Origin of the sequence: Dorea sp. AM58-8, assembly GCF_003464045.1 — a bacterium.
GTDB lineage: Bacteria > Bacillota > Clostridia > Lachnospirales > Lachnospiraceae > Claveliimonas > Claveliimonas ammoniilytica.
Genome location: NZ_QSDM01000024.1, coordinates 1 through 18,799 on the forward strand (window position 1 = coordinate 1; position 18,799 = coordinate 18,799).

17 protein-coding genes, 1 tRNA gene and 3 pseudogenes are annotated in these 18,799 nt (G+C 39.2%); 4 read left to right on the forward strand and 17 right to left on the reverse strand.

Annotation, left to right across the window (positions count from 1 at the left end; translation table 11 throughout):
- Positions 1 to 90: 90 nt before the first annotated feature.
- From DXA18_RS16225 to nrdD, 3 genes and pseudogenes are all read right to left on the reverse strand, one after another.
- Positions 91 to 264, reverse strand: a complete 174-nt coding sequence (locus DXA18_RS16225) for a transposon-encoded TnpW family protein (protein WP_330424600.1) — start codon at positions 262 to 264, stop codon at positions 91 to 93.
- Between the two features lie 43 nt (positions 265 to 307).
- A pseudogene (locus DXA18_RS13400) lies at positions 308 to 1,330 on the reverse strand (recombinase family protein); the annotation flags it as partial.
- Between the two features lie 464 nt (positions 1,331 to 1,794).
- Positions 1,795 to 3,984 carry an anaerobic ribonucleoside-triphosphate reductase gene (nrdD, locus tag DXA18_RS13405; RefSeq protein WP_118384317.1) on the reverse strand — a complete coding sequence of 730 codons (2,190 nt, stop codon included), beginning with the start codon at positions 3,982 to 3,984 and terminating at the stop codon, positions 1,795 to 1,797.
- A 303-nt stretch (positions 3,985 to 4,287) separates the two neighbouring features.
- Here nrdD and DXA18_RS13410 point away from each other — a divergent pair, with 303 nt between their 5' ends.
- The 4 genes and pseudogenes from DXA18_RS13410 to DXA18_RS13425 all read left to right on the forward strand — a co-directional run bounded on the left by DXA18_RS13410 (position 4,288) and on the right by DXA18_RS13425 (position 6,389).
- Positions 4,288 to 4,626, forward strand: a complete 339-nt coding sequence (locus DXA18_RS13410) for a hypothetical protein (RefSeq protein ID WP_118384318.1) — start codon at positions 4,288 to 4,290, stop codon at positions 4,624 to 4,626.
- Positions 4,619 to 5,335, forward strand: a complete 717-nt coding sequence (locus tag DXA18_RS13415) for a TMEM164 family acyltransferase (protein ID WP_158567144.1) — start codon at positions 4,619 to 4,621, stop codon at positions 5,333 to 5,335. Before DXA18_RS13410 ends, DXA18_RS13415 begins: the two co-directional genes overlap by 8 nt.
- A gap of 160 nt (positions 5,336 to 5,495) precedes the next feature.
- Positions 5,496 to 5,566, forward strand: a tRNA-Trp gene (locus DXA18_RS13420).
- Positions 5,567 to 5,652: 86 nt separating this feature from the next.
- Positions 5,653 to 6,389 (forward strand): annotated as a pseudogene (locus DXA18_RS13425) (Fic family protein).
- Between the two features lie 104 nt (positions 6,390 to 6,493).
- Here DXA18_RS13425 and DXA18_RS17520 read toward each other — a convergent pair.
- The 14 genes and pseudogenes from DXA18_RS17520 to DXA18_RS13490 all read right to left on the reverse strand — a co-directional run bounded on the left by DXA18_RS17520 (position 6,494) and on the right by DXA18_RS13490 (position 18,749).
- Positions 6,494 to 7,038: pseudogene (locus tag DXA18_RS17520) on the reverse strand (GNAT family N-acetyltransferase).
- 39 nt (positions 7,039 to 7,077) lie between these two features.
- Positions 7,078 to 8,577, reverse strand: a complete 1,500-nt coding sequence (locus tag DXA18_RS13435; protein WP_118384320.1) for a YIP1 family protein — start codon at positions 8,575 to 8,577, stop codon at positions 7,078 to 7,080.
- Positions 8,578 to 8,746: 169 nt separating this feature from the next.
- Positions 8,747 to 9,400 (reverse strand): orotidine 5'-phosphate decarboxylase / HUMPS family protein, encoded by a 654-nt coding sequence (locus DXA18_RS13440; protein ID WP_158567145.1) that lies wholly within the window; start codon positions 9,398 to 9,400, stop codon positions 8,747 to 8,749.
- Between the two features lie 4 nt (positions 9,401 to 9,404).
- Positions 9,405 to 10,385, reverse strand: coding sequence for a phosphotriesterase family protein (locus DXA18_RS13445; RefSeq protein WP_199665585.1), 981 nt, complete (start codon positions 10,383 to 10,385; stop codon positions 9,405 to 9,407).
- Between the two features lie 17 nt (positions 10,386 to 10,402).
- Positions 10,403 to 10,711 (reverse strand): PTS sugar transporter subunit IIB, encoded by a 309-nt coding sequence (locus tag DXA18_RS13450; protein WP_118384322.1) that lies wholly within the window; start codon positions 10,709 to 10,711, stop codon positions 10,403 to 10,405.
- A gap of 11 nt (positions 10,712 to 10,722) precedes the next feature.
- A complete protein-coding gene (locus DXA18_RS13455) occupies positions 10,723 to 12,183 on the reverse strand; it encodes a PTS ascorbate transporter subunit IIC (RefSeq protein WP_118384323.1) in 1,461 nt (486 codons plus the stop codon).
- A gap of 31 nt (positions 12,184 to 12,214) precedes the next feature.
- A complete protein-coding gene (locus DXA18_RS13460; protein WP_118384324.1) occupies positions 12,215 to 12,664 on the reverse strand; it encodes a PTS sugar transporter subunit IIA in 450 nt (149 codons plus the stop codon).
- Positions 12,665 to 12,732: 68 nt separating this feature from the next.
- Positions 12,733 to 14,679: a BglG family transcription antiterminator gene (locus tag DXA18_RS13465; protein WP_118384325.1), complete on the reverse strand. Its 1,947-nt coding sequence runs from the start codon at positions 14,677 to 14,679 to the stop codon at positions 12,733 to 12,735.
- A 186-nt stretch (positions 14,680 to 14,865) separates the two neighbouring features.
- Entirely contained in the window at positions 14,866 to 15,417 is a 552-nt protein-coding gene (locus tag DXA18_RS13470; protein WP_118384326.1) for a nuclear transport factor 2 family protein, read from the reverse strand.
- Between the two features lie 174 nt (positions 15,418 to 15,591).
- Entirely contained in the window at positions 15,592 to 16,194 is a 603-nt protein-coding gene (locus DXA18_RS13475) for a hypothetical protein (protein WP_243007136.1), read from the reverse strand.
- 5 nt (positions 16,195 to 16,199) lie between these two features.
- Entirely contained in the window at positions 16,200 to 17,033 is an 834-nt protein-coding gene (locus DXA18_RS13480; protein WP_199665586.1) for a metal ABC transporter permease, read from the reverse strand.
- Entirely contained in the window at positions 17,033 to 17,458 is a 426-nt protein-coding gene (locus tag DXA18_RS17675; RefSeq protein ID WP_330424604.1) for an ATP-binding cassette domain-containing protein, read from the reverse strand. Before DXA18_RS17675 ends, DXA18_RS13480 begins: the two co-directional genes overlap by 1 nt.
- Positions 17,392 to 17,739 (reverse strand): ATP-binding cassette domain-containing protein, encoded by a 348-nt coding sequence (locus DXA18_RS17680; protein ID WP_330424605.1) that lies wholly within the window; start codon positions 17,737 to 17,739, stop codon positions 17,392 to 17,394. Before DXA18_RS17680 ends, DXA18_RS17675 begins: the two co-directional genes overlap by 67 nt.
- 11 nt (positions 17,740 to 17,750) lie before the next feature.
- The gene (locus tag DXA18_RS13490) at positions 17,751 to 18,749 is read right to left on the reverse strand and encodes a metal ABC transporter substrate-binding protein (RefSeq protein WP_118384329.1); all 999 of its coding nucleotides are present in this window, start codon (positions 18,747 to 18,749) and stop codon (positions 17,751 to 17,753) included.
- Positions 18,750 to 18,799 lie beyond the last annotated feature (50 nt).

Consider the following 18,799-nt stretch of genomic DNA (forward strand, 5'->3'; position numbering starts at 1 on the left):
AGTTAAGTAATTCTCATTATTCTCTTTTGCAACTCCCGATTTGTTACTCACATGATATCATATTTTTTCTTCAATTACATCCACCTAATTTTAATACACTGCCTGTCGATTTACTTCTGTAACCAGCATCCGGTTAATCTTCTCCTGCATTGTTTCCTTTGCATCTTCATTGAAATGATAACGGACAACATAAACTGTCTGCCCGATTTTCTTTGTAAATGTGTTCCCTTCTGTTTTTGTATTCATCATTTTTTCCATAATCATTTTTTCCTTTCCTTTTGAATCCCCGGCAGAGAATCATCCATGCGGAACAGGTATACTGTGGAACTCTCTTTCCATTGTTTACCCGGTGAACATACATTTTCGCTCCACAATCTGCACAATACATCAGTCCAGTCAAAGGATGTGCTTCTCCCCATCCATCCGGGTATCTTCTTACATTGCTTCTGATCCTCTGGACGTTATCAAAGGTTTCCTGATCTATGATAGGCTCCTGTGTGTCCTCGAATACTGTCCACTGATCTTCCCCTACATAATGGCTTTTCTTATCCTTGAAATGCTTTCTGGTTTTGAAGTTCACTGTATGACCAAGGTACTCCCGCTTCTTCAAAATCCCTGCAACAGTGGAGGAACCCCATCCATAAGGGTCTTTGATTTCATCCACCCTGCCTTTCCATAAACCTGCATCTTTTTTCGCCATATGCACTGCAGGAATCTCCACCTGTTCCTCTTTCAGAATTCTTGCGATCTGATACGGTCCACGCCCGTCCATGGTCATATGAAAAATCCGCTGTACAATCTTCGCTGCTTCTTCATCAACAATCCAATGGTCAGGGTTCTCTGGATCTTTTAAGTAACCATACGGTGTTGTACTGGCTACATGCTTGCCGGATTTCCCTTTTGCCTTAAAGGTTGATTTAATCTTCTTGCTGGTATCTCTTGCATACCATTCATTCATAATATTTCGGAATGGGGTAAAATCATCATCCTCCCGAAAACTATCTACATTCTCATTGACTGCGATCAGACGCACATTCTTCTGTCTGAGCAGTTCCATATATTGCCCGACCTTCAGATAATCCCTTCCCATTCGACTCATATCTTTAATCAGGATCGTCCCAACTTTCCCGGACTCCACTTCTTTCATCATGGCAAGAAAGCCGGGGCGGTCAAATCTTGTGCCGGAAATGCCATCATCCGTAAAATGAATCAGATTTGTAAAGCCATGTTCCTTTGCATACTGCTCCAGAAGCTTTTTCTGATTGGAAATACTATTGGACTCTCCGTTTAATTCATCATCACGACTAAGACGCTCATACAACGCTGTCATGAATCCCTGTTTCTCTGTCATAGTCAGATGTTCTCCTTCCTTCGTTTATTAAGTTCCTGTTCTCATCCCATATCCGTTCCTGTACCGGGTTCTGATGTTTCCGGGACGTATTAACCAGAAAAGACACGCTGAATGCCTATTCAATTCTGGTATCACTACGGGCAGGCTGTTTCGTTTTCAAGGTTCGTGTAAGAAGTAAAAAAGATCCTTACACTAAACGAAATGCTCAGAGGTCTTTTTACAGCCCCCTTACTGCATCTTTTTTGATTTCGTGTCATCTTTTTAAAGTTCCTTACACAATCTCTGTACTGACGAAACAAAATTCGGACATGTTTTGAAATTGTTTTTCTTTATAATCACTTATAGTTTCAGACTATACCAAAAGTTTCATCTAAAAGAAAAGAGACGAACCACCCTAACGGTCATTCGTCTCTTTTACTCTCATCCTGTAAACGTCTATAAAATTATAAATGTAATACTCGGTCTTTGATCTCCTGGGTTCTTCCCTGATTCCAGAACTGGGTTCCGATATAACCACAGGTTCTTCTGGCTACTGCCATCTTGTTCTGATCTGTATTACCACAGTTCGGGCATTCCCAGACCAGCTTGCCAGACTCGTCTTCCTTAATCTGGATCTCTCCGTCATAACCGCAGCACTCACAGTAATCACTCTTGGTATTCAGTTCTGCATACATGATGTTCTCATAGATAAACTTCATAACTGAAAGTACTGCCGGAATATTCTGCTGCATATCCGGTACTTCAATGTAGCTGATTGCGCCTCCCGGAGACAGCTTCTGAAAATCTGCTTCGAATTTCAGTTTGTCAAATGCATTGATTTCCTCAGTTACATGAACGTGATAACTGTTCGTAATATAGTTCTTATCAGTTACACCCTTGATGATACCGAATCTCTTCTGTAAGCATTTGGCGAATTTGTATGTGGTAGACTCCATCGGAGTACCATATACTGAATAGCTGATATGCTCTGCTTCTTTCCATTCTTTACATTTATCATTCAGCTTCTGCATAACACTGACCGCAAATGCTCTTCCGTCCGGGTCTGTGTGTGACTTACCCGTCATGCGGACGCACATCTCATACAATCCGGCATATCCCAGTGAAATGGTAGAATATCCATTGTATAACAGCTTATCGATAGTCTCGCCCTTCTTCAGTCTGGACAGTGCTCCATACTGCCATAAAATCGGAGCCACATCAGAAATTGTGCCAAGCAGTCTCTCATGACGGTAACGAAGTGCACGATGACACAGTTCCAGTCTCTCTTCCAGGATTGCCCAGAAACGATCCATATTTCCCTCTGCAGAACAGGCCACATCCACCAGATTGATTGTAACCACGCCCTGATTAAAACGGCCATAGAACTTGTGACTTCCATCAGGATTGCGCTGGTCATCCTCTACTGTCAGGAATGAACGGCATCCCATACAAGGATATACATTGCCCTGTTTCAGCTCCTTCATAACCTTGGCAGAAATATAATCCGGTACCATACGCTTAGCTGTACATCTTGCAGCCAGTTCTGTCAGATACCAGTACTTGGAATCTTCTGTAATATTATCTTCGTCCAGTACATAGATCAGCTTCGGGAATGCAGGTGTGATCCATACACCTTTTTCATTCTTGACGCCCTGCATTCTCTGTTTCATTACTTCTTCAATGATCATCGCAAGGTCATCTCTGGTCTTGCCTTCCGGTACTTCATCCAAATACATGAACATAGTTACAAACGGTGCCTGACCGTTACAGGTCATCAATGTGATCAACTGATACTGAATGGTCTGGATACCACTCTTAATCTCATCCTTCAGTCGGCTCTCAGTAAGCTTCTCGATAATCTTCTCATCCAGGCTTTCACCACATTCCTTGCGCTCGCGGATCACGATATTTTTCAATTTCTGACGACTGATATCCACAAACGGTGCCAGGTGTGCCAGTGTAAATGACTGTCCGCCATACTGATTACTTGCTACCTGTGCCACGATCTGTGTCGTAACATTACATGCAGTAAAGAAGCTGTGCGGCTTCTCAATCAATGTCTCACTGATAACGGTACCATTCTGAAGCATGTCCTCCAGATTGATCAGATCACAGTTGTGTTCCTTCTGTGCAAAATAATCCGAATCATGGAAATGGATCACGCCCTGCTCATGCGCCTGTACGATATCTTCCGGAAGCAAAACTCGCTTGGTCAGATCCTTGCTGACCTCCCCTGCCATATAATCACGCTGTGTAGAATTGATCACCGGGTTTTTATTAGAATTCTCCTGGTTCACTTCCTCATTCACATGCTCAATCAACGCAAGAATTCCATTATCTGTTGTATTCGACTTACGAGCAAGTTCTCTCTTATAACGGTAACGGACATACTTCTGTGCCACTTCGTATCCACGCATCCCCATGATGCTGGTCTCTACCATATCCTGAATATCTTCCACATGAACTGCATGGCGCATCTCACTTACCTGCTGTGCGATATCATCAGCGATGGCTCGGATCTGATACTCGTTCATCTTGTAAATATTGTCAACCTCATCATTCGCTTTATTGATCGCATTTTCAATCTTGGTAAGATCAAAATTCACCTCTTCTCCATTACGTTTGATAACCTTTGTCTTAACCTGAATATCCATGATACAATGCTCCTCCCCTTTGAATCCTTTATGTTATATCTTATGTAACGAAATACTGTTTTACGTCAATAAACACAATATCTTGTGTTGTCTTAAAGAATCTTACCACAAAATGTATAGAAAAGAAAGTCCTTATTTGGAGTTTTTAAAATTAATTTTTGCATGATTTCCTGCAAGTCTTCGCAACCCGCATATTTACTGGGGAAACTGAATTTCCATCCCCTGAAATGCTCAAAATGTGGTATTCTTAATATAATTATAGGACATACTATTTTTTATGAATATTCAGGAGGGTTTTCAAAAATGATTGAACAATTACTTTCTCAGCCGGGATTTATCTATGAGATTAATGGGAAGTATTATTTTCTTGGCAAATGGATCTGCAAGGAATGCACAGAGGTTGATGCATGCGATTGTGTGATGATGTATAATATGTGCCGCAGCTCAAACGAAAAGAACGAAACAGCCATGTATTTTCAGAAAATGCGTGCCTACAGCGATTTTGCACTGGAAATTCCATATAATCCGACTCAGATACGCTCTGATATGAAAGCTCTTCTTGACTCTCTGTCAGAATCTGCTCTCAGCAGGCTTCAGGCACAATATGACGCTTTCGCAGAGGATCTGGAGCGTTATGCATAAAGCCGGATCTAATTTCAAATGTAGCACAAGCCCTGTCTCACCAATCTATGGTCTGGCAGGGTTTGTGATGCTTGCAAGTGAGCTCTGGAAGCAGTGGACGCTGACCTATGCAATCAACGACGGACACTATATCTGGTGGTATCTGCCATTTCAGCTATGTAGTATTCCCATGTATATCTGTCTGACACTCGGCATACTCTTCCTTTTAAGCTGTTATACAGACTCATCTGCACGTCAAACTACCTACTGCCATATAAGTTCCAGACTTCAAAGCTTTCTCATGGATTTCGGACTGTTAGGAGGTATCTTCGCCTTCTTTGACACCAGCGGCATGCACTATGGATATCTCCCGCTGACGATCCATTCCTATGCATGGCATATCCTGCTAATCACCCTTGGCTTCATCAGCGGACTGGATCACCACACCGACCATACCAAAAAAGGCTTACAGTTCAGCGTATGCCTATATCTCGGCTGCTGTCTGATCGCAACAGTACTGAATCTTACGCTGTATCCTCTCGGTACCATTAATATGTTCTATATCAGTCCCCGCTATACTATGCAACAGAAAGTATTCTGCGAAATTGCAAAAGCACTGGGGAACGGCTGGGGCATCGGAAGTTATATTGCGATGTCGGTTGTTGGAGCAGGAGTATTGCATAAGGGTTGGAATTTGTTATACCGCAGACATAGCCCGGTACTATTATAAATAGTCTTTTTTATAACTTTTGTATTTATAAATGATATATTCATATGATAAAATGACAATATAAATATAACTTTGACAAATAATAGCCATTATTTTCTTGACAACTGTATAGATTCTGTGGTATAAATATTTAGTCGGTTGTAACCGATGACAACAATATAGGGGATTGGTCAAATGGTATGACAGGAGTCTCCAAAACTCTTAGCGGGAGTTCGATTCTCTCATCCCCTGTCACAAAAGACATTTATCACAGTGATAAATGTCTTTTTATTATATGCTAACAAAATTATACATCTACCAAGAGGAAAGGAACCTCTATGAACACAGCAGATTTTATCCGCAATTTATTAGAACGTTTCAAAATCGAACATACTAAACGTGACCGTTCCGGTGTTTACGGCTTCACGCAGCGTCTGTTAGCATACAATTCCAATAAAATCGAGGCAGCACGCTCACCGAAGAACAGACCGCCTCGCTTTTTGATACCGGTATCTTACCTAAAACCGACGATTATTACCGTGCCAAAGATGTCGAAGAAATGAATGGACATTTTTTAATGTTCAACAAAATGTTAGATACCTTGGATGCCGCGCTTGATCAACAAATAATTAAAAGCTTTCATTTCGAATTAAAAAGTGGCGTATTTGAGGATCGTGCCAACGGCTATGCCATTGGTGATTACAAAAAGCGTCCAAATATGATTGGTATCCATCAGACCACACTGCCATCGCAGGTTCCTGATGCAATGACCGAATTACTGAACTGGTATCATGCGCAAGATGTCTCTTTAAAAACACTGGCAGAATTTCATGCACGCTACGAAATCATTCATCCATTTCAAGATGGGAACGGACGTACAGGGCGTATCATTCTCTTCCGTGAATGTCTGCGTCACAATATCTCTCCATTTATTATCGAGGACGCCAATCGCCCGGAATATCTGGAAGCATTGAAAGCATATCGTCAGAATGGTACTGTAACTGCATTGACCACTCTTTTCCAGAAGGAACAGGAATTCTATTTTAATCAATGTGAATACTTTTTTGCCGAATAAAACGAAACATTACTAGTTAGCAAAAGGATACTTCCGCCATGGAAGTATCCTTTTTGTTGTCTAAAACATATTCCATTATCCACTTCTTAATTTTATTTACATCATCATAGCTCCAACCGCATAGAAACAAGTTCCTGAAATCCCGTTATTCGAGATCTGAATCCTTTAGGGTTTCTACCATATTCAACGAATCCCGCCTTTTTATACATGGATACTGCTCTTTCATTGTCCGCAACTACATCCAGCTCCAATTGAAGATATCCGGCATCTTTTGCACATTGGATACACACTTCCATCAATATCCGTCCTATTCCAAGTCCCCAATATTCTTTTAATACACTGATGCCAAATTCTGCACGATGCACTACTTTATATTTTGCTCCAATCGCGCCAATTCCAGCCGTTCCAACAATTTTCCCATCCACCAGTGCCAACAGTTCAATTTCATTCTGAGAATCTGCCTGTGCTCTAAAAAACGGCTTTCCTGCTCTGCATCAAACCCAATCTCGCCCGGATAAGAAAGCAGATAATCCGTCTCTGCGTGTATCAGATTAAAGTTTTCAAGCACTGCTTCTCCATCTGAAGCTTCAGCATTCCGAATCAGAATCTCTTGTCCATTTTTAGCAATGATTTTTTGATTATATTTCATTTCCGCACCTCTCAATTCCCAATTGCATAAAGTCTATTTCTACCACGTATTCTTCTGTTCGTCTGTCACCTGCATCGTATCCGCATTTACCAGATAAAAATCCACCAATTCAGTCTCGTAATTACCATCCGGAAATACTTTTTCCAGCACCAATTCTTCGCAGGAATTACCATCTGCATCTGTCTTGGAACCATTATCGTACAGACAGTATCTCACATTTACCGTATTGCCATCTTTTATTTCCTGCATTTCACTGACAATAGCATAAACTTCTCCTTTTGCATTTGCTGTGTAACTGAATGCCATATTTTGAAGAGTATTCTGCTCCTGCAGATAATTATAGACTGCCAGCATTGCATTCTGAATCATCAGACCATCATGCTGTCCTTCCATCTCGTAATCTTCTACCGTATCCTCGCTCTGACTATCTTCTGTCTCTGATGAATTCCCTGTATTCGTATCCAGCGATTCTTCATTATTCTCATCAGCATCCGTTGTATCTGAAGACAACCACAAGCTATCCATACTCTGCATGACAAATGGATTATTGGTTCGGTACCTCCGCTCGCCACCGTAATCCTCCTGTACGGTTATATACGTATATTTGCTGTCATGATCTGTTACTGTCTCTATCCCATCCATTCCCAGTACTACACTCAGACTACTCATTCCAAGGATCAAAAGTGCAAATATCGCTGCAGCACCATAGATGATTATCAATGCCACTCTGCTTTTACCCGACTGCACAGCTAATTCCTGGCAATTGTGTATGTATAAACTCACAATCCCCCAGATTATAAGAACTGCCAGACCGATTCCAACAACAACGATTGATATTTCCGCGAAATGATATCTCACTTCATATCCCATATCACGGTTAATGCCGTACCAGAGACCATAGAAAAACGTACTATACGCAAGAATCACAGTAATGATACCAATCCGCATCGGATGCTCTTTTTTATCTGGCACCGCCTTCTTAAGCGCTTCTGCTATCTGCACTGTATCTCTCTGCTCTATCCACATAGCAAGCACAGCTTCTGACGGATATACACACTTAGAATCCGGAATCCCTTCATAACGCATCTGGCTCTCCTGAATACCTGTCGTATCTCCCGTTGCCACTGCTGTAACCACTTTCAGGTAATAATACAACTTCAACTGTGTCGGATTAAATTTATCTATATGAATATCTGACAGCTCTTTTGCGGCCTGTTCATAATTGTCAAGAAGTACACTCATCTGTGCCATAACCAAGAGCATCTGATTCGCCACAACAGGATAACGCCGATACTGCTTTTCATATAAATACTGTGCATAATCGTGCCGTTCTTCCGGTGCTAACTGATAGGACTTCTTTCTGTTCTGTGCCAGCATCGCGATTCGTAGACCATAAGCCAATTCCAAAATTGCAATCAGCTGGCAGATAAATGCACCAAATCCCCAGATATCCGTTGTATGTTCCACATAGGTCACAAAAACAATGCCAAGCATTGCCGGAACTACTATCAACCATTTTGCTTTATCTGATCTCCCCATAAAAAATCCTCCTAAATTGATACCATTTTAGCACCAACTCAGGAGAATTCAAGTAATCTTATTTAATTTTCGTCGCTCCAGTGCTGCATACTGCTGCCTTCCGTATTCTTCAATCCAATTTTCTTGTAAAAACCTTCTTTTCTAGGTGCAGAAATAAGTACAAATATGACTATAAACTTTCTATATGATAATCATCTATTGCCTTTTGATATCGGCTTATCGTTTTTATAATATTATCAGATTGATAAAATGACCGTCCTACAATAAATGCATACACTGGAATTCCTCTAAACAAATTAATTACCTCTTCTGAAATTCCACCTGTCACACTCACACAAAAGCCCATCTCACATAAAGTCTTCACTTTTGCTACATCTTCTTCATTCCACATATGCTTTCCGTCTCTTGCATGATGAAAAATAACATGTCGTATTCCAATATCGTACCATGATTGAGCCATTTTGTAATCCCATACACCATACAATTCAATTTGTATTTGTTTACCAACACATTGGGCAATATCGTGCGCTTTTTTCATTGATACTTTGTTAGCAGCTGCAATCACCGTTGTCAAATCTGCACCCATATCAAAAAACATTTCAGCCATTACAGCTGCTCCATCAGCAATTTTGAAATCTGCAACCAGTAATTTGTCTTCACCAATATATTTTCTAATATCCTGTACTGCTTTTTTCCCCTCTGATGCTAACAACAAAGTCCCAACCTCTATAATATCAATATCTCTAACCACTTCAGATGTCAATATTTCTTTTGCAGCATCGATACTCAATACATCCAATGCAATTTGTAATTTAGGTCTCATATACTTACTCCTTAAACGCAAATGCTTTCGCAGCATTATTGATCAAAAGATCCTGAATAGCTTCATCTGAAATACCTGCTTCTCGCATTTCATCTGTAAATCTTGTGATTAAATATGAAATACCATTTGCTTCTTTGCCTGATTTTGCCATGTGATATTTTTGATAGCTTGCTCTTCCAGCATCCATAGAAAGTAATATTTTTTTCTGATATCCGTGTTCAATAAGCCATTTGAGATTATCCACATGCACTGAATCTGGGTAATATTTTGCACGATCCGGACCATCATAACAAATATACACTCCAGTATCCAAAATCTTCTTATGGTAAAAACGATCTGGATCCTTCTGCACATGACATATAATCACATGCTCTGGATCAGCTCCCTGTTTAATAAGATATTGAGCATCTTCATATCCCATAGTTCCTAACTGAGTATGTATAGAAATAGGTACTCCTGTTTCTTTCTGTGTTAATGCTGCCACTTTCATTGTCTTCAACTCATAATCAGAAATATTTGCATATCCCGTTCCCGCTTTTATCACACCTGCTTTATATGGAACACGTTTAACTATTGGACCGTTATAACTATTCTGATCCAACCCTTCCATCACTTCCAGGCACATCATTTCTACAATGTCCTCTACTGTATTAGTAGCTGCAAAGGATACCCTATGATCATAAAAATCTCCCTTCTGAAATCCAGTCGTTGCTACAATATGTACTTTCCCCTTAAAATGTTTTGCCAAGCGAACTGTATCCGGCACATTTCTCCCACACCCCATAGGATCCATTAATACCATACTACGACCGCCGCATTCATACCATTCTTGAACTTCTTTTACAGATGCTTCATAATCATCCAATTTAAAATCTTTATCATGATCCACTTCTGGTCCGCCTGCACGAAATAAATGTTCATGTGCATCACATACTCCAAATTCTTCTGGGGTAATATCCCCCATAATAGTTCTAATAAATGCCATAACCTATTCCTCCTCTGCTATTTATTATATTTAATCCCTTTATCATCCATATATTCTTTCATCTTCTTTTCAATTTCTTTATCTGACATCAGATTTTTTACCCCTATTACTTTTGTATCTCCAAGATCAGCCGCCTCTATATCTCCAACAAAAGCATTTGAGCATAACACTATCTGATATCCTTTAGCCTTAGTCTTCCCTGTACCCAAACTAGCATGAGTAACAGTAGCTTCTACCCCAAGTGCATCCATAATTCCCTGTACTTTTCGTTCAATCAAACTACTCGTTCCCATTCCATTTGCACATAAAGCAATTATTTTCAACATATCTTGCCCTCCTATTCTTCCAGAATAATTCCATTCTTTTCTGCGTATTTTTCATAATCTTCAACAATCAGGAAATAGTCATCCTTGCGTTTTTTATACTGCAATTGCGGAATAATTAACATTCCTAATATCACTATTGCTATCCCTACATACTGAAGATTTTTCATTAGTAATCCGATCACCGGCCACATAGTATCCCAATCGAAATTTCCTATCCATCCACCATATTCTTTCATTCCGAATATCGCCACTGCTATTGCTCCTCCGAGCACCTGAATGATACCAGATATGAATGTTGTTACAGCTAATCCCCTCACACCACCGTTTTTATTCGCAATCGTTGCAAAAACAGCATTATCAAAAAATACTGGCACAAAACCCGTGATAATAAAAATTGGACTTTTAAAAACAATCAGGCCTACAATAGCTATAAACTGACCAAGCGCGCCAAACAAAAAGCCTAACGTTATCACATTGCCATGTGTATACCCAAACAATCCCGGACAATCTATCGCCGGTATAGCACCTTTCAAAAATGTTGACGAAATACCATTGAAGGAATAAGTCAATTCATTTACAAAAAGACCTACACCTTGCAATAAAATTGTTAAGTAAACAGCAAAGTATAAACATTTCTGCAAAATATAGAAGAGAAAACTCTGTGTTGTAAAAGTATCATCAATTGCCTGCATATTTTCTTTTCCAATAATGAGCATAATCGTTCCAAAGAAAACTAACATCAGGATACTTGTCGATACAAGATTCTCTTTAAAAATAGACAGGAATCCCGGCAACTTCATATCCTCAACCTTTTTCGATTTATTTCCTACTTTACTCGATAATTTATCTGCCAACCAAAAACCAAGCATATTGGAATGTCCAAGTGTAAAGTTAGCTCCTTCTGTCAGATGTTGAGCCGGTTCTACTGTCAAATTTGAGAAAACGGACCAGTAAACACCAAGCAATCCACCCATAAGAAATACAATTTTAATATCCTGCAAATGTGGAAAACAATAAAGCACTACCCACAAAGCCGTTGATGCCTGTAGCACCATAATATGACCTGTTAAAAATACCGTCCTTATTTTTGTCCATTTACGGAACAATACCAAAACAATATTTACCAGAAATGCTACTAAAATCACAGACATCATCATCGAAAATGATCTTCCAAGATTTTCTACTGCATTTTGCGCAGCTACTTGTCCAAAATATGGATCAATCACCACAGCATTCAATCCAAATCTATCTGATAAACCTGCTAAAATAGGTCGAAATGTATTTGTTAGTCCGCCTGATCCAACTGTCAAAATAAAATACCCAACCGTTGCCTTTAGAAATCCAGCCAAACATTCATACCATCTTTTCTTCATCAATATATAACCCAACAATACAATAAATCCTATAAAAAATGCAGGTTGTGTCAAAATATTAGTTTGAAAAAATCCCCATATATTCATAACAATTTTCATTTTGATTTGTCCTCCTAAACATATTCTTAAATTACTTTGCCTCATTCAAATATTTCTCAACATCTTCTTTTCTCTGAAAACTCAAAATTTTTTGAAGTTGCTTTTCATCTGAGCAAAGATCACTGATTTCGGCCAGATTCGCCAAATGTACATCTGAATCCAATGCACAGAAAGGGAAAAAAATCCTAGGTCTAAAATCTTCTTCATTTTCAAAATTTACTGGTGTCTGTACAACCAACATCGCTATACCACTACTATGTACTGCTTCCGAAACCGACGCATGTGGAATACACACATCTTCCGAAATCACAATGTATGGACCATACTTTTCTACAGACTCTATAATTTCTTGTCCATATTTACTATCTATAATCTTTTGTTGAACAAGCGGTTCAATAGATTCAAAAATAGCTTCTTTCCAATCATCACACTTTTCTGCAAACGAAATCATATTATTATTATATAATTCCTGTAAAAGCACTGATTGCCACCTCCTCCTTTTTATTTCTTTTTTATACAAATTTGTGCACAATTTGTTATCGCTTCCCTTTACCACGTTTGTATCACTTTATATAATTCACTTGTTGTTTTACACTTTTCAATCATATTTATAATCGCCTTATCTTCCATCCGATTACACAATTCAAACATTGCCGTCAGATGATTTTCTCCATCCTCCGAACACAATACACAAATTGTATCAATCGGATCCAACTCGCCAGCACCAAAACGAACTGGCTGTCTTAATCTGGCAAAACTCATTCCAGTTCTTATTACATGCTCTGTAGATGCATGTGGAATAGCAAACCCTTTAGATATTACAATATATGGACCATATTTTCTTATCGTCTCAATCATATCGTCAATATATTCCGATTCAATGTTCCCTTCCTTTAGAAGTGGTTCTGCTGATATTCGTACTGCCATTTTCCAATCATCTGCATCAACGTTTATCTGAATATATTCTGGTTTTAGCAAATCAAGTAGCTTATAACTTCCTTCCTTACTTTTGTATTCTGGACATTTCAGTAGCAACTTATGGTTATATTTTTTTGTATAGTTTTTAATTTTTCTAAAATCTTGATTAGTTAACATTGCAGACACAGTCACATATGGAACTTCACAATTTTCTAATACACTAGTACTTACCACAAAATCTACACTGTCATATTCTTGGAATTCCATTGCGTGGGATGAAATCACGTCACATACGTTGATATTAAAATGTGATTGCAATTGTGCTTTCAATAATTGTCCTGTTCCAATTCCACCATTGCACACAATTAATACATTACTTTCATAATTATCATCTGTGCAGCGATCCACCGCTGCACAAAAATAAATTACAATGTATGCCACATCATTTTCATTCAATAGCTCTGGCAAAAAAATATCTAACGAATTCAATGCTTTCTGCACACATGAAGCAATTTCGAAATTATTATCAACAACTTTTTGAACCTCTGGCAACACATTTGACGACTTCTCTGTTTTCCAATCCGTTGCATACAACACTCTTTCTATATGCTTTGCGAGACTCTCAAAAAGCAAATAATCCATATATAAATCCAAATTCAGCATTTGTGAAACTTTACTAATTATCCGTCTGGTTAATAATTGGATTTTTAACGAACCTGAATTCATAGTCCACTTAGCATTTACACAACATAATTTCGTCGATAATTCTCGAATATATTCTTGTTCTCCGCTACTCCAAACAACATGTTCCAAATCATTCAATTTTCTCACAAACATATCACAAAATTCATCTTTTTTCTTCTCTATTGCAATATTGCTTAATACTTTTCCTTGTGCTATACGTATACTGGCAAACACAATATAATAATTCAATAACTCAAAAGAATAATCTGTCAAATATATTCCTATAGACTTTTCACTCCAACATATAACATTTCGATATACAGATATTTTTTGCATTAAATGATTATATAAATCTAATGATGCTAATCTGTTAAATATCATTCTGACTAATAGAGGTTCTTTTTCAAAAATATAAACAAATATTCCCCTCACATCCCGTTCGTATCCTTCAATTCTATGCCCCTGTCCGGAATAAGCTATCAAATGCAATTGATGCACTGTTAAAAAACTATTCAAATCTTCCAAATCACCTAAAACTGTCGATCTAGAAACTGACAAAATTTCTCCTATTGCCTGCAATGTTATATAATCCGATAGTAAAAGTAATAGTAAACATTCAGCCTCCAATCTTTCGCTCTTCAACATATAATATTCCGATATGCTCATATGTCTTATCGCTCTAATCACTTGTGAAAATGTAGCATTTACAGTTATATTCCCTTTTATCACATCTATCTGTCCAAGTTGTTTTATTTGAAGGAAGGTATCAATTTCTTTGATATCTGTACGCACTGTTTTTTCTGTAATACCTAATATATCCGCAACTTGTTTTATAGATTTTTTACTATTCATGTCTTCAAGCATTAATATCTCATCTACTAATCTTTTGTGCATATATCCTCACCTTCCCACATACTATCTATCCTTTGAATTCAATATACCACGTTATATTATTATAAAAAAGTTCAAAGTCAGTCCTTATTTTGAACCGTTTTTGTATGAATATGCAATAAAGAAATCCTCCTGAACAGACAACTCTCGTCATCCATTCAGGAGGATTTACTTCATCTAAAACCTATCTTACACTTCCATATGGCAGTTCCATTCTTCCCATTTCTTCGGTTCCCAGTCCTTCGGCACATCATAATCATCCAGCGCGCCGTTCATCTTGCGATAGCCGATCCGCATCTTGCTGATGCGCCATACGCCGTCCTCGCATTTGCGGAAATCATTACAGTACATGGAGAATCCTTCTACCGTATGATCTTTGTAGGAGTTGTTATCCTCATACAGGAAAATACCTCTCGCATGTGTCTCATCGATCAACCAGATCAGCGGATTGTGGCTCATATGCATCGTCATCATATTACGGTTCACATACTTCGAACGCATTGCCTGATCCTTCGGCTCTGTCGGACTCTCGGTAAAGCACCGGTATGTAAAATCCTCTGTAAAAAGGTCGCAGACATACTCTTCTTTTTTCATGTCCATAGACCAATAATAGAAATACTGTGCATCCAATATACGCTGACGCTCACACAACTGCTCCGGTGTGTAGGTCTGCTGCCGCACATGCTTCATCACCTCAACGACAAGTTTCTGAATCTTTACATCCTGTTTCATAATCTTCATACTGCATTCCTCCTGCTATTATATTATTCCTGATAACACATCTTATCAGATAAATTTATCCAGTTCTTTTTCCACCTGTTTCCGTATCTTGACCTGTGGATGTTCAATCACGTACCTACCTGCTGTCGTCATTATCTATAGTATAACACAGTTGGAGTAGATTATGTCTGCAAATTAGAAATAGAAATCCGCATTTGCCAGTCTGCAATATCTGCTGTCATTTTCCATATATAGTTCAAAAGTGCCATCCACGATTACTTCCGTGCCATCGGTCGGATATTCATCCGGATAAATGTGCGAGCCATCTCCCCATACGAATTCCAGTCCCTGTGCACAGCACTCTGTTGCATCCTTAATCACACAATAATAATACTGATTTTTTGTCATTTCATCATATGTTACGTAAAACTTCCCCTCAATCCGGAATGTCTTACCCACATACTGTTCCGGATCAGACATCATCTGATAAACCGTTGCATAGATCATATCACTGTCCATTACCGAAAGATCCACATCCACTGCCGCCTCTGGCGCATTGACCGTTCCCTGTACGCTCTCTGGCGTCTGCGTATCTGTATTCTGTTGATTATTTTTCTGAGTATCTTCTTTGGTCGATTCTTCTGTTTTCTTTTGTTCTTCTTTTTTTACCTGACTTTCTATAACTTTATCTACCGTTTCTCCATTATTAATCCCTTTTCCATTGTCCGTCTGCTTTCCACAGCCTGATATCAACACCACTGCTGCCAGCAGCCAGATCCCTATTCCTGTTCTTTTCACGGACATTACCTCCCTGTCAATTTACCTATTACGCTAAATATGCCAAATGCCACCATATCTGTCACTACAATCGTAGACCCTACCGGTGTTCCTGCCAGAATAGACAATAACAATCCCAGAACTGCACATACGACAGACAATACCACGGAACAGATTGTTACAGATAAAAATGACTTAAATATCCGCATCGCTGACAATGCCGGGAAAATAATCAATGCTGAGATCAGTAGTGATCCCACCAGGTTCATTGCCAGTACAATGATCACTGCCGTAATCACTGCAATCAACAGATTATAGCAATCTGTTTTCATTCCCGTTGCCTTCGCAAATGATTCATCGAAGGTTACACAGAATATCTTATGATAAAAAAACACAAATAATATTACAACTAACACAGACAATATTACACATACTTTTACCTGTGCCGAAGTAAGGGTTAATATGGATGTCGAACCAAACAGGGTACTGCACACATCACCGGACACGTTCGGTCCTGTTGAAAATATATTCATCAGCATGTATCCGATTGCCAGCGCACTTACCGATATCATGGCAACTGCCGCATCTCCTTTGATTTTTGTATTCTGCCCGGTTCTTAACAACAGAATCGCACACACAATCGTAACCGGAAGAATAAACAACATATTATTTGTAAAATTTAATACTGCCGCCACCGCCATCGCTCCAAATGCCACATGGGAAAGTCCGTCTCCAATAAATGAAAAACGTTTCAGAACCAGTGTGACACCAAGCAGCGAAGAACACATCGCAATCAGCACGCCAACAATCATTGCATACCGCACAAATGGATACTGAAAATACAGAATTAATTTATCCATCACTTTATACCTCCTGCTACTTTTATATATTCTTTGTGCCTTGCGTGTCTGATATATTCTTCTTTTGTTCCGAAGAATACATGTTTGCCGGTATGAAGAATATGACTCGAGTAAGTAAGTGCTGCTCTCAGATCATGTGAGATCATCACAATCGTTAGTTTATCTCTCTGATTCAGTTCATAGATTAACTGATACATTTCTTTTGTCACCTTAGGATCCAGACCTGCTGTCGGTTCATCCAACAGAAGTATTTTTCTGGTAGCGCAGAGTGCCCTAGCAAGCAGTACTCTCTGTTGCTGTCCCCCTGATAATTCGCGGTAACATCGTTTTTCCAGATGTATGATCTGCATTTTCTCCATCATCTGATACGCATACTCTTTTTCCTCACGGTTATAAATGGTCTCAGCCCACAGCGGTTCTGACATCCGGAGAGAACAATTTCTCTCACGGATGCCGGAAAGTCCTTCTGGATGACAGTCTGTTGCGGCAGATACCCTATCTCTTCTCTGTTCAGACCTTTTCCCAATATTACTTCTCCACTTAATGGCTGCTGAAGTCGGAGCAGGGTACGCATCAATGTCGATTTCCCTGAGCCATTTTCACCTACTATGCTCAAATACTCACCCTCTTCTACAGAAAAGTTAATATTTTCCAGAATCGCCTTACCATCATATCCTACCGTCAGATTTCTACATCCAAGCTGCATCTTCTTCCCTCCTACTGTAATGCTTCTTTTAATACTTCCAGGTTATCTTCCATAACAGACAGATAAGTCGTTCCTGCTTTCACATCATCCGATGTCGCGGACTGCATGGAATCTAACGTCAGGATCTTCTGATTCTTATCTTTCGTATTTTCAATAATGGCTTTGGTAATCTTCTGGTCAGATTTTTCAATCGTCATCACATTCTTAAGTCCCAGTTCATCTAGTTTTCCAGCCAAAAATGTGATCGTTTCAAAGCTTGCTTCCGTCTCTGCCGAGCATCCCACAAATGCTGCATAATAATCCAGTCCATAATCATCTGCCATATAGCGGAATGGGAATCTGTCTCCAAATACTAATGTCTTCTGTGATGACTCATCCACTGTTTTCTGGTAGTCCTGATCCAGTGCATCTAATTTTGCCGCGTAATTCTCTTCATTCTTCTGATAAGTCTCCGCGTGATCCTTATCAATTTCGCTCAGATCATCTGCAATTGCCTTACAAAAGATCTTTGCATTTTTCAATGAAAGCCACACATGCTCATCATACTCCGGTTCTTTCTCCTCTTCAGATTCCTCCTCCGACTCTTCTTCCTCAGCTTCCATGCCTTCTACAACCTCTTCTTCCTTTACAGAATTGCCCAGAACATCCAGTAGATTAATGACTTTCATGTCTTTGTTTACTGCCTCTTTCAGTGCGTCTTCTACCCATGCATCGGATTCTCCACCCACGTAAATGAACAGATCACAGTCCGATATCTTCATGATGTCTTCCGATGTCGGCTGGTAGCTGTGAAGATCCACTCCGTTATCCAGTAACATCGTCAGATCTACATGATCGCTTGCGTCACCTGCTATTTCACGTACCCAGTCATATTCCGGGAAGATGGTTGTTACTACCTTAATCTGTTTTTCGTCTTTTTCTGTTGTCTGATTGGAATCTGCCTGACCGCAGGCTGAAAGACCGCAGATCGATAATACTACGGCTAGAATGATAGAAATATATTTTTTCATGATATGATAAAACCTCCATTGTAAATTCTGTTATAGATTGTGCCAAAAAT

What these genes read in the sequence shown, in the direction of transcription:
- DXA18_RS16225 (WP_330424600.1), bottom strand. Translation starts at nt 264, where the DNA reads ATGATTATGGAAAAAATGATGAATACAAAAACAGAAGGGAACACATTT.
- nrdD (WP_118384317.1), bottom strand. Translation starts at nt 3,984, where the DNA reads ATGGATATTCAGGTTAAGACAAAGGTTATCAAACGTAATGGAGAAGAG.
- DXA18_RS13410 (WP_118384318.1), top strand. Translation starts at nt 4,288, where the DNA reads ATGATTGAACAATTACTTTCTCAGCCGGGATTTATCTATGAGATTAAT.
- DXA18_RS13415 (WP_158567144.1), top strand. Translation starts at nt 4,619, where the DNA reads ATGCATAAAGCCGGATCTAATTTCAAATGTAGCACAAGCCCTGTCTCA.
- DXA18_RS13435 (WP_118384320.1), bottom strand. Translation starts at nt 8,577, where the DNA reads ATGGGGAGATCAGATAAAGCAAAATGGTTGATAGTAGTTCCGGCAATG.
- DXA18_RS13440 (WP_158567145.1), bottom strand. Translation starts at nt 9,400, where the DNA reads ATGAGACCTAAATTACAAATTGCATTGGATGTATTGAGTATCGATGCT.
- DXA18_RS13445 (WP_199665585.1), bottom strand. Translation starts at nt 10,385, where the DNA reads ATGGCATTTATTAGAACTATTATGGGGGATATTACCCCAGAAGAATTT.
- DXA18_RS13450 (WP_118384322.1), bottom strand. Translation starts at nt 10,711, where the DNA reads ATGTTGAAAATAATTGCTTTATGTGCAAATGGAATGGGAACGAGTAGT.
- DXA18_RS13455 (WP_118384323.1), bottom strand. Translation starts at nt 12,183, where the DNA reads ATGAAAATTGTTATGAATATATGGGGATTTTTTCAAACTAATATTTTG.
- DXA18_RS13465 (WP_118384325.1), bottom strand. Translation starts at nt 14,679, where the DNA reads ATGCACAAAAGATTAGTAGATGAGATATTAATGCTTGAAGACATGAAT.
- DXA18_RS13470 (WP_118384326.1), bottom strand. Translation starts at nt 15,417, where the DNA reads ATGAAGATTATGAAACAGGATGTAAAGATTCAGAAACTTGTCGTTGAG.
- DXA18_RS13480 (WP_199665586.1), bottom strand. Translation starts at nt 17,033, where the DNA reads ATGGATAAATTAATTCTGTATTTTCAGTATCCATTTGTGCGGTATGCA.
- DXA18_RS17675 (WP_330424604.1), bottom strand. Translation starts at nt 17,458, where the DNA reads ATGTCAGAACCGCTGTGGGCTGAGACCATTTATAACCGTGAGGAAAAA.
- DXA18_RS17680 (WP_330424605.1), bottom strand. Translation starts at nt 17,739, where the DNA reads ATGCAGCTTGGATGTAGAAATCTGACGGTAGGATATGATGGTAAGGCG.
- DXA18_RS13490 (WP_118384329.1), bottom strand. Translation starts at nt 18,749, where the DNA reads ATGAAAAAATATATTTCTATCATTCTAGCCGTAGTATTATCGATCTGC.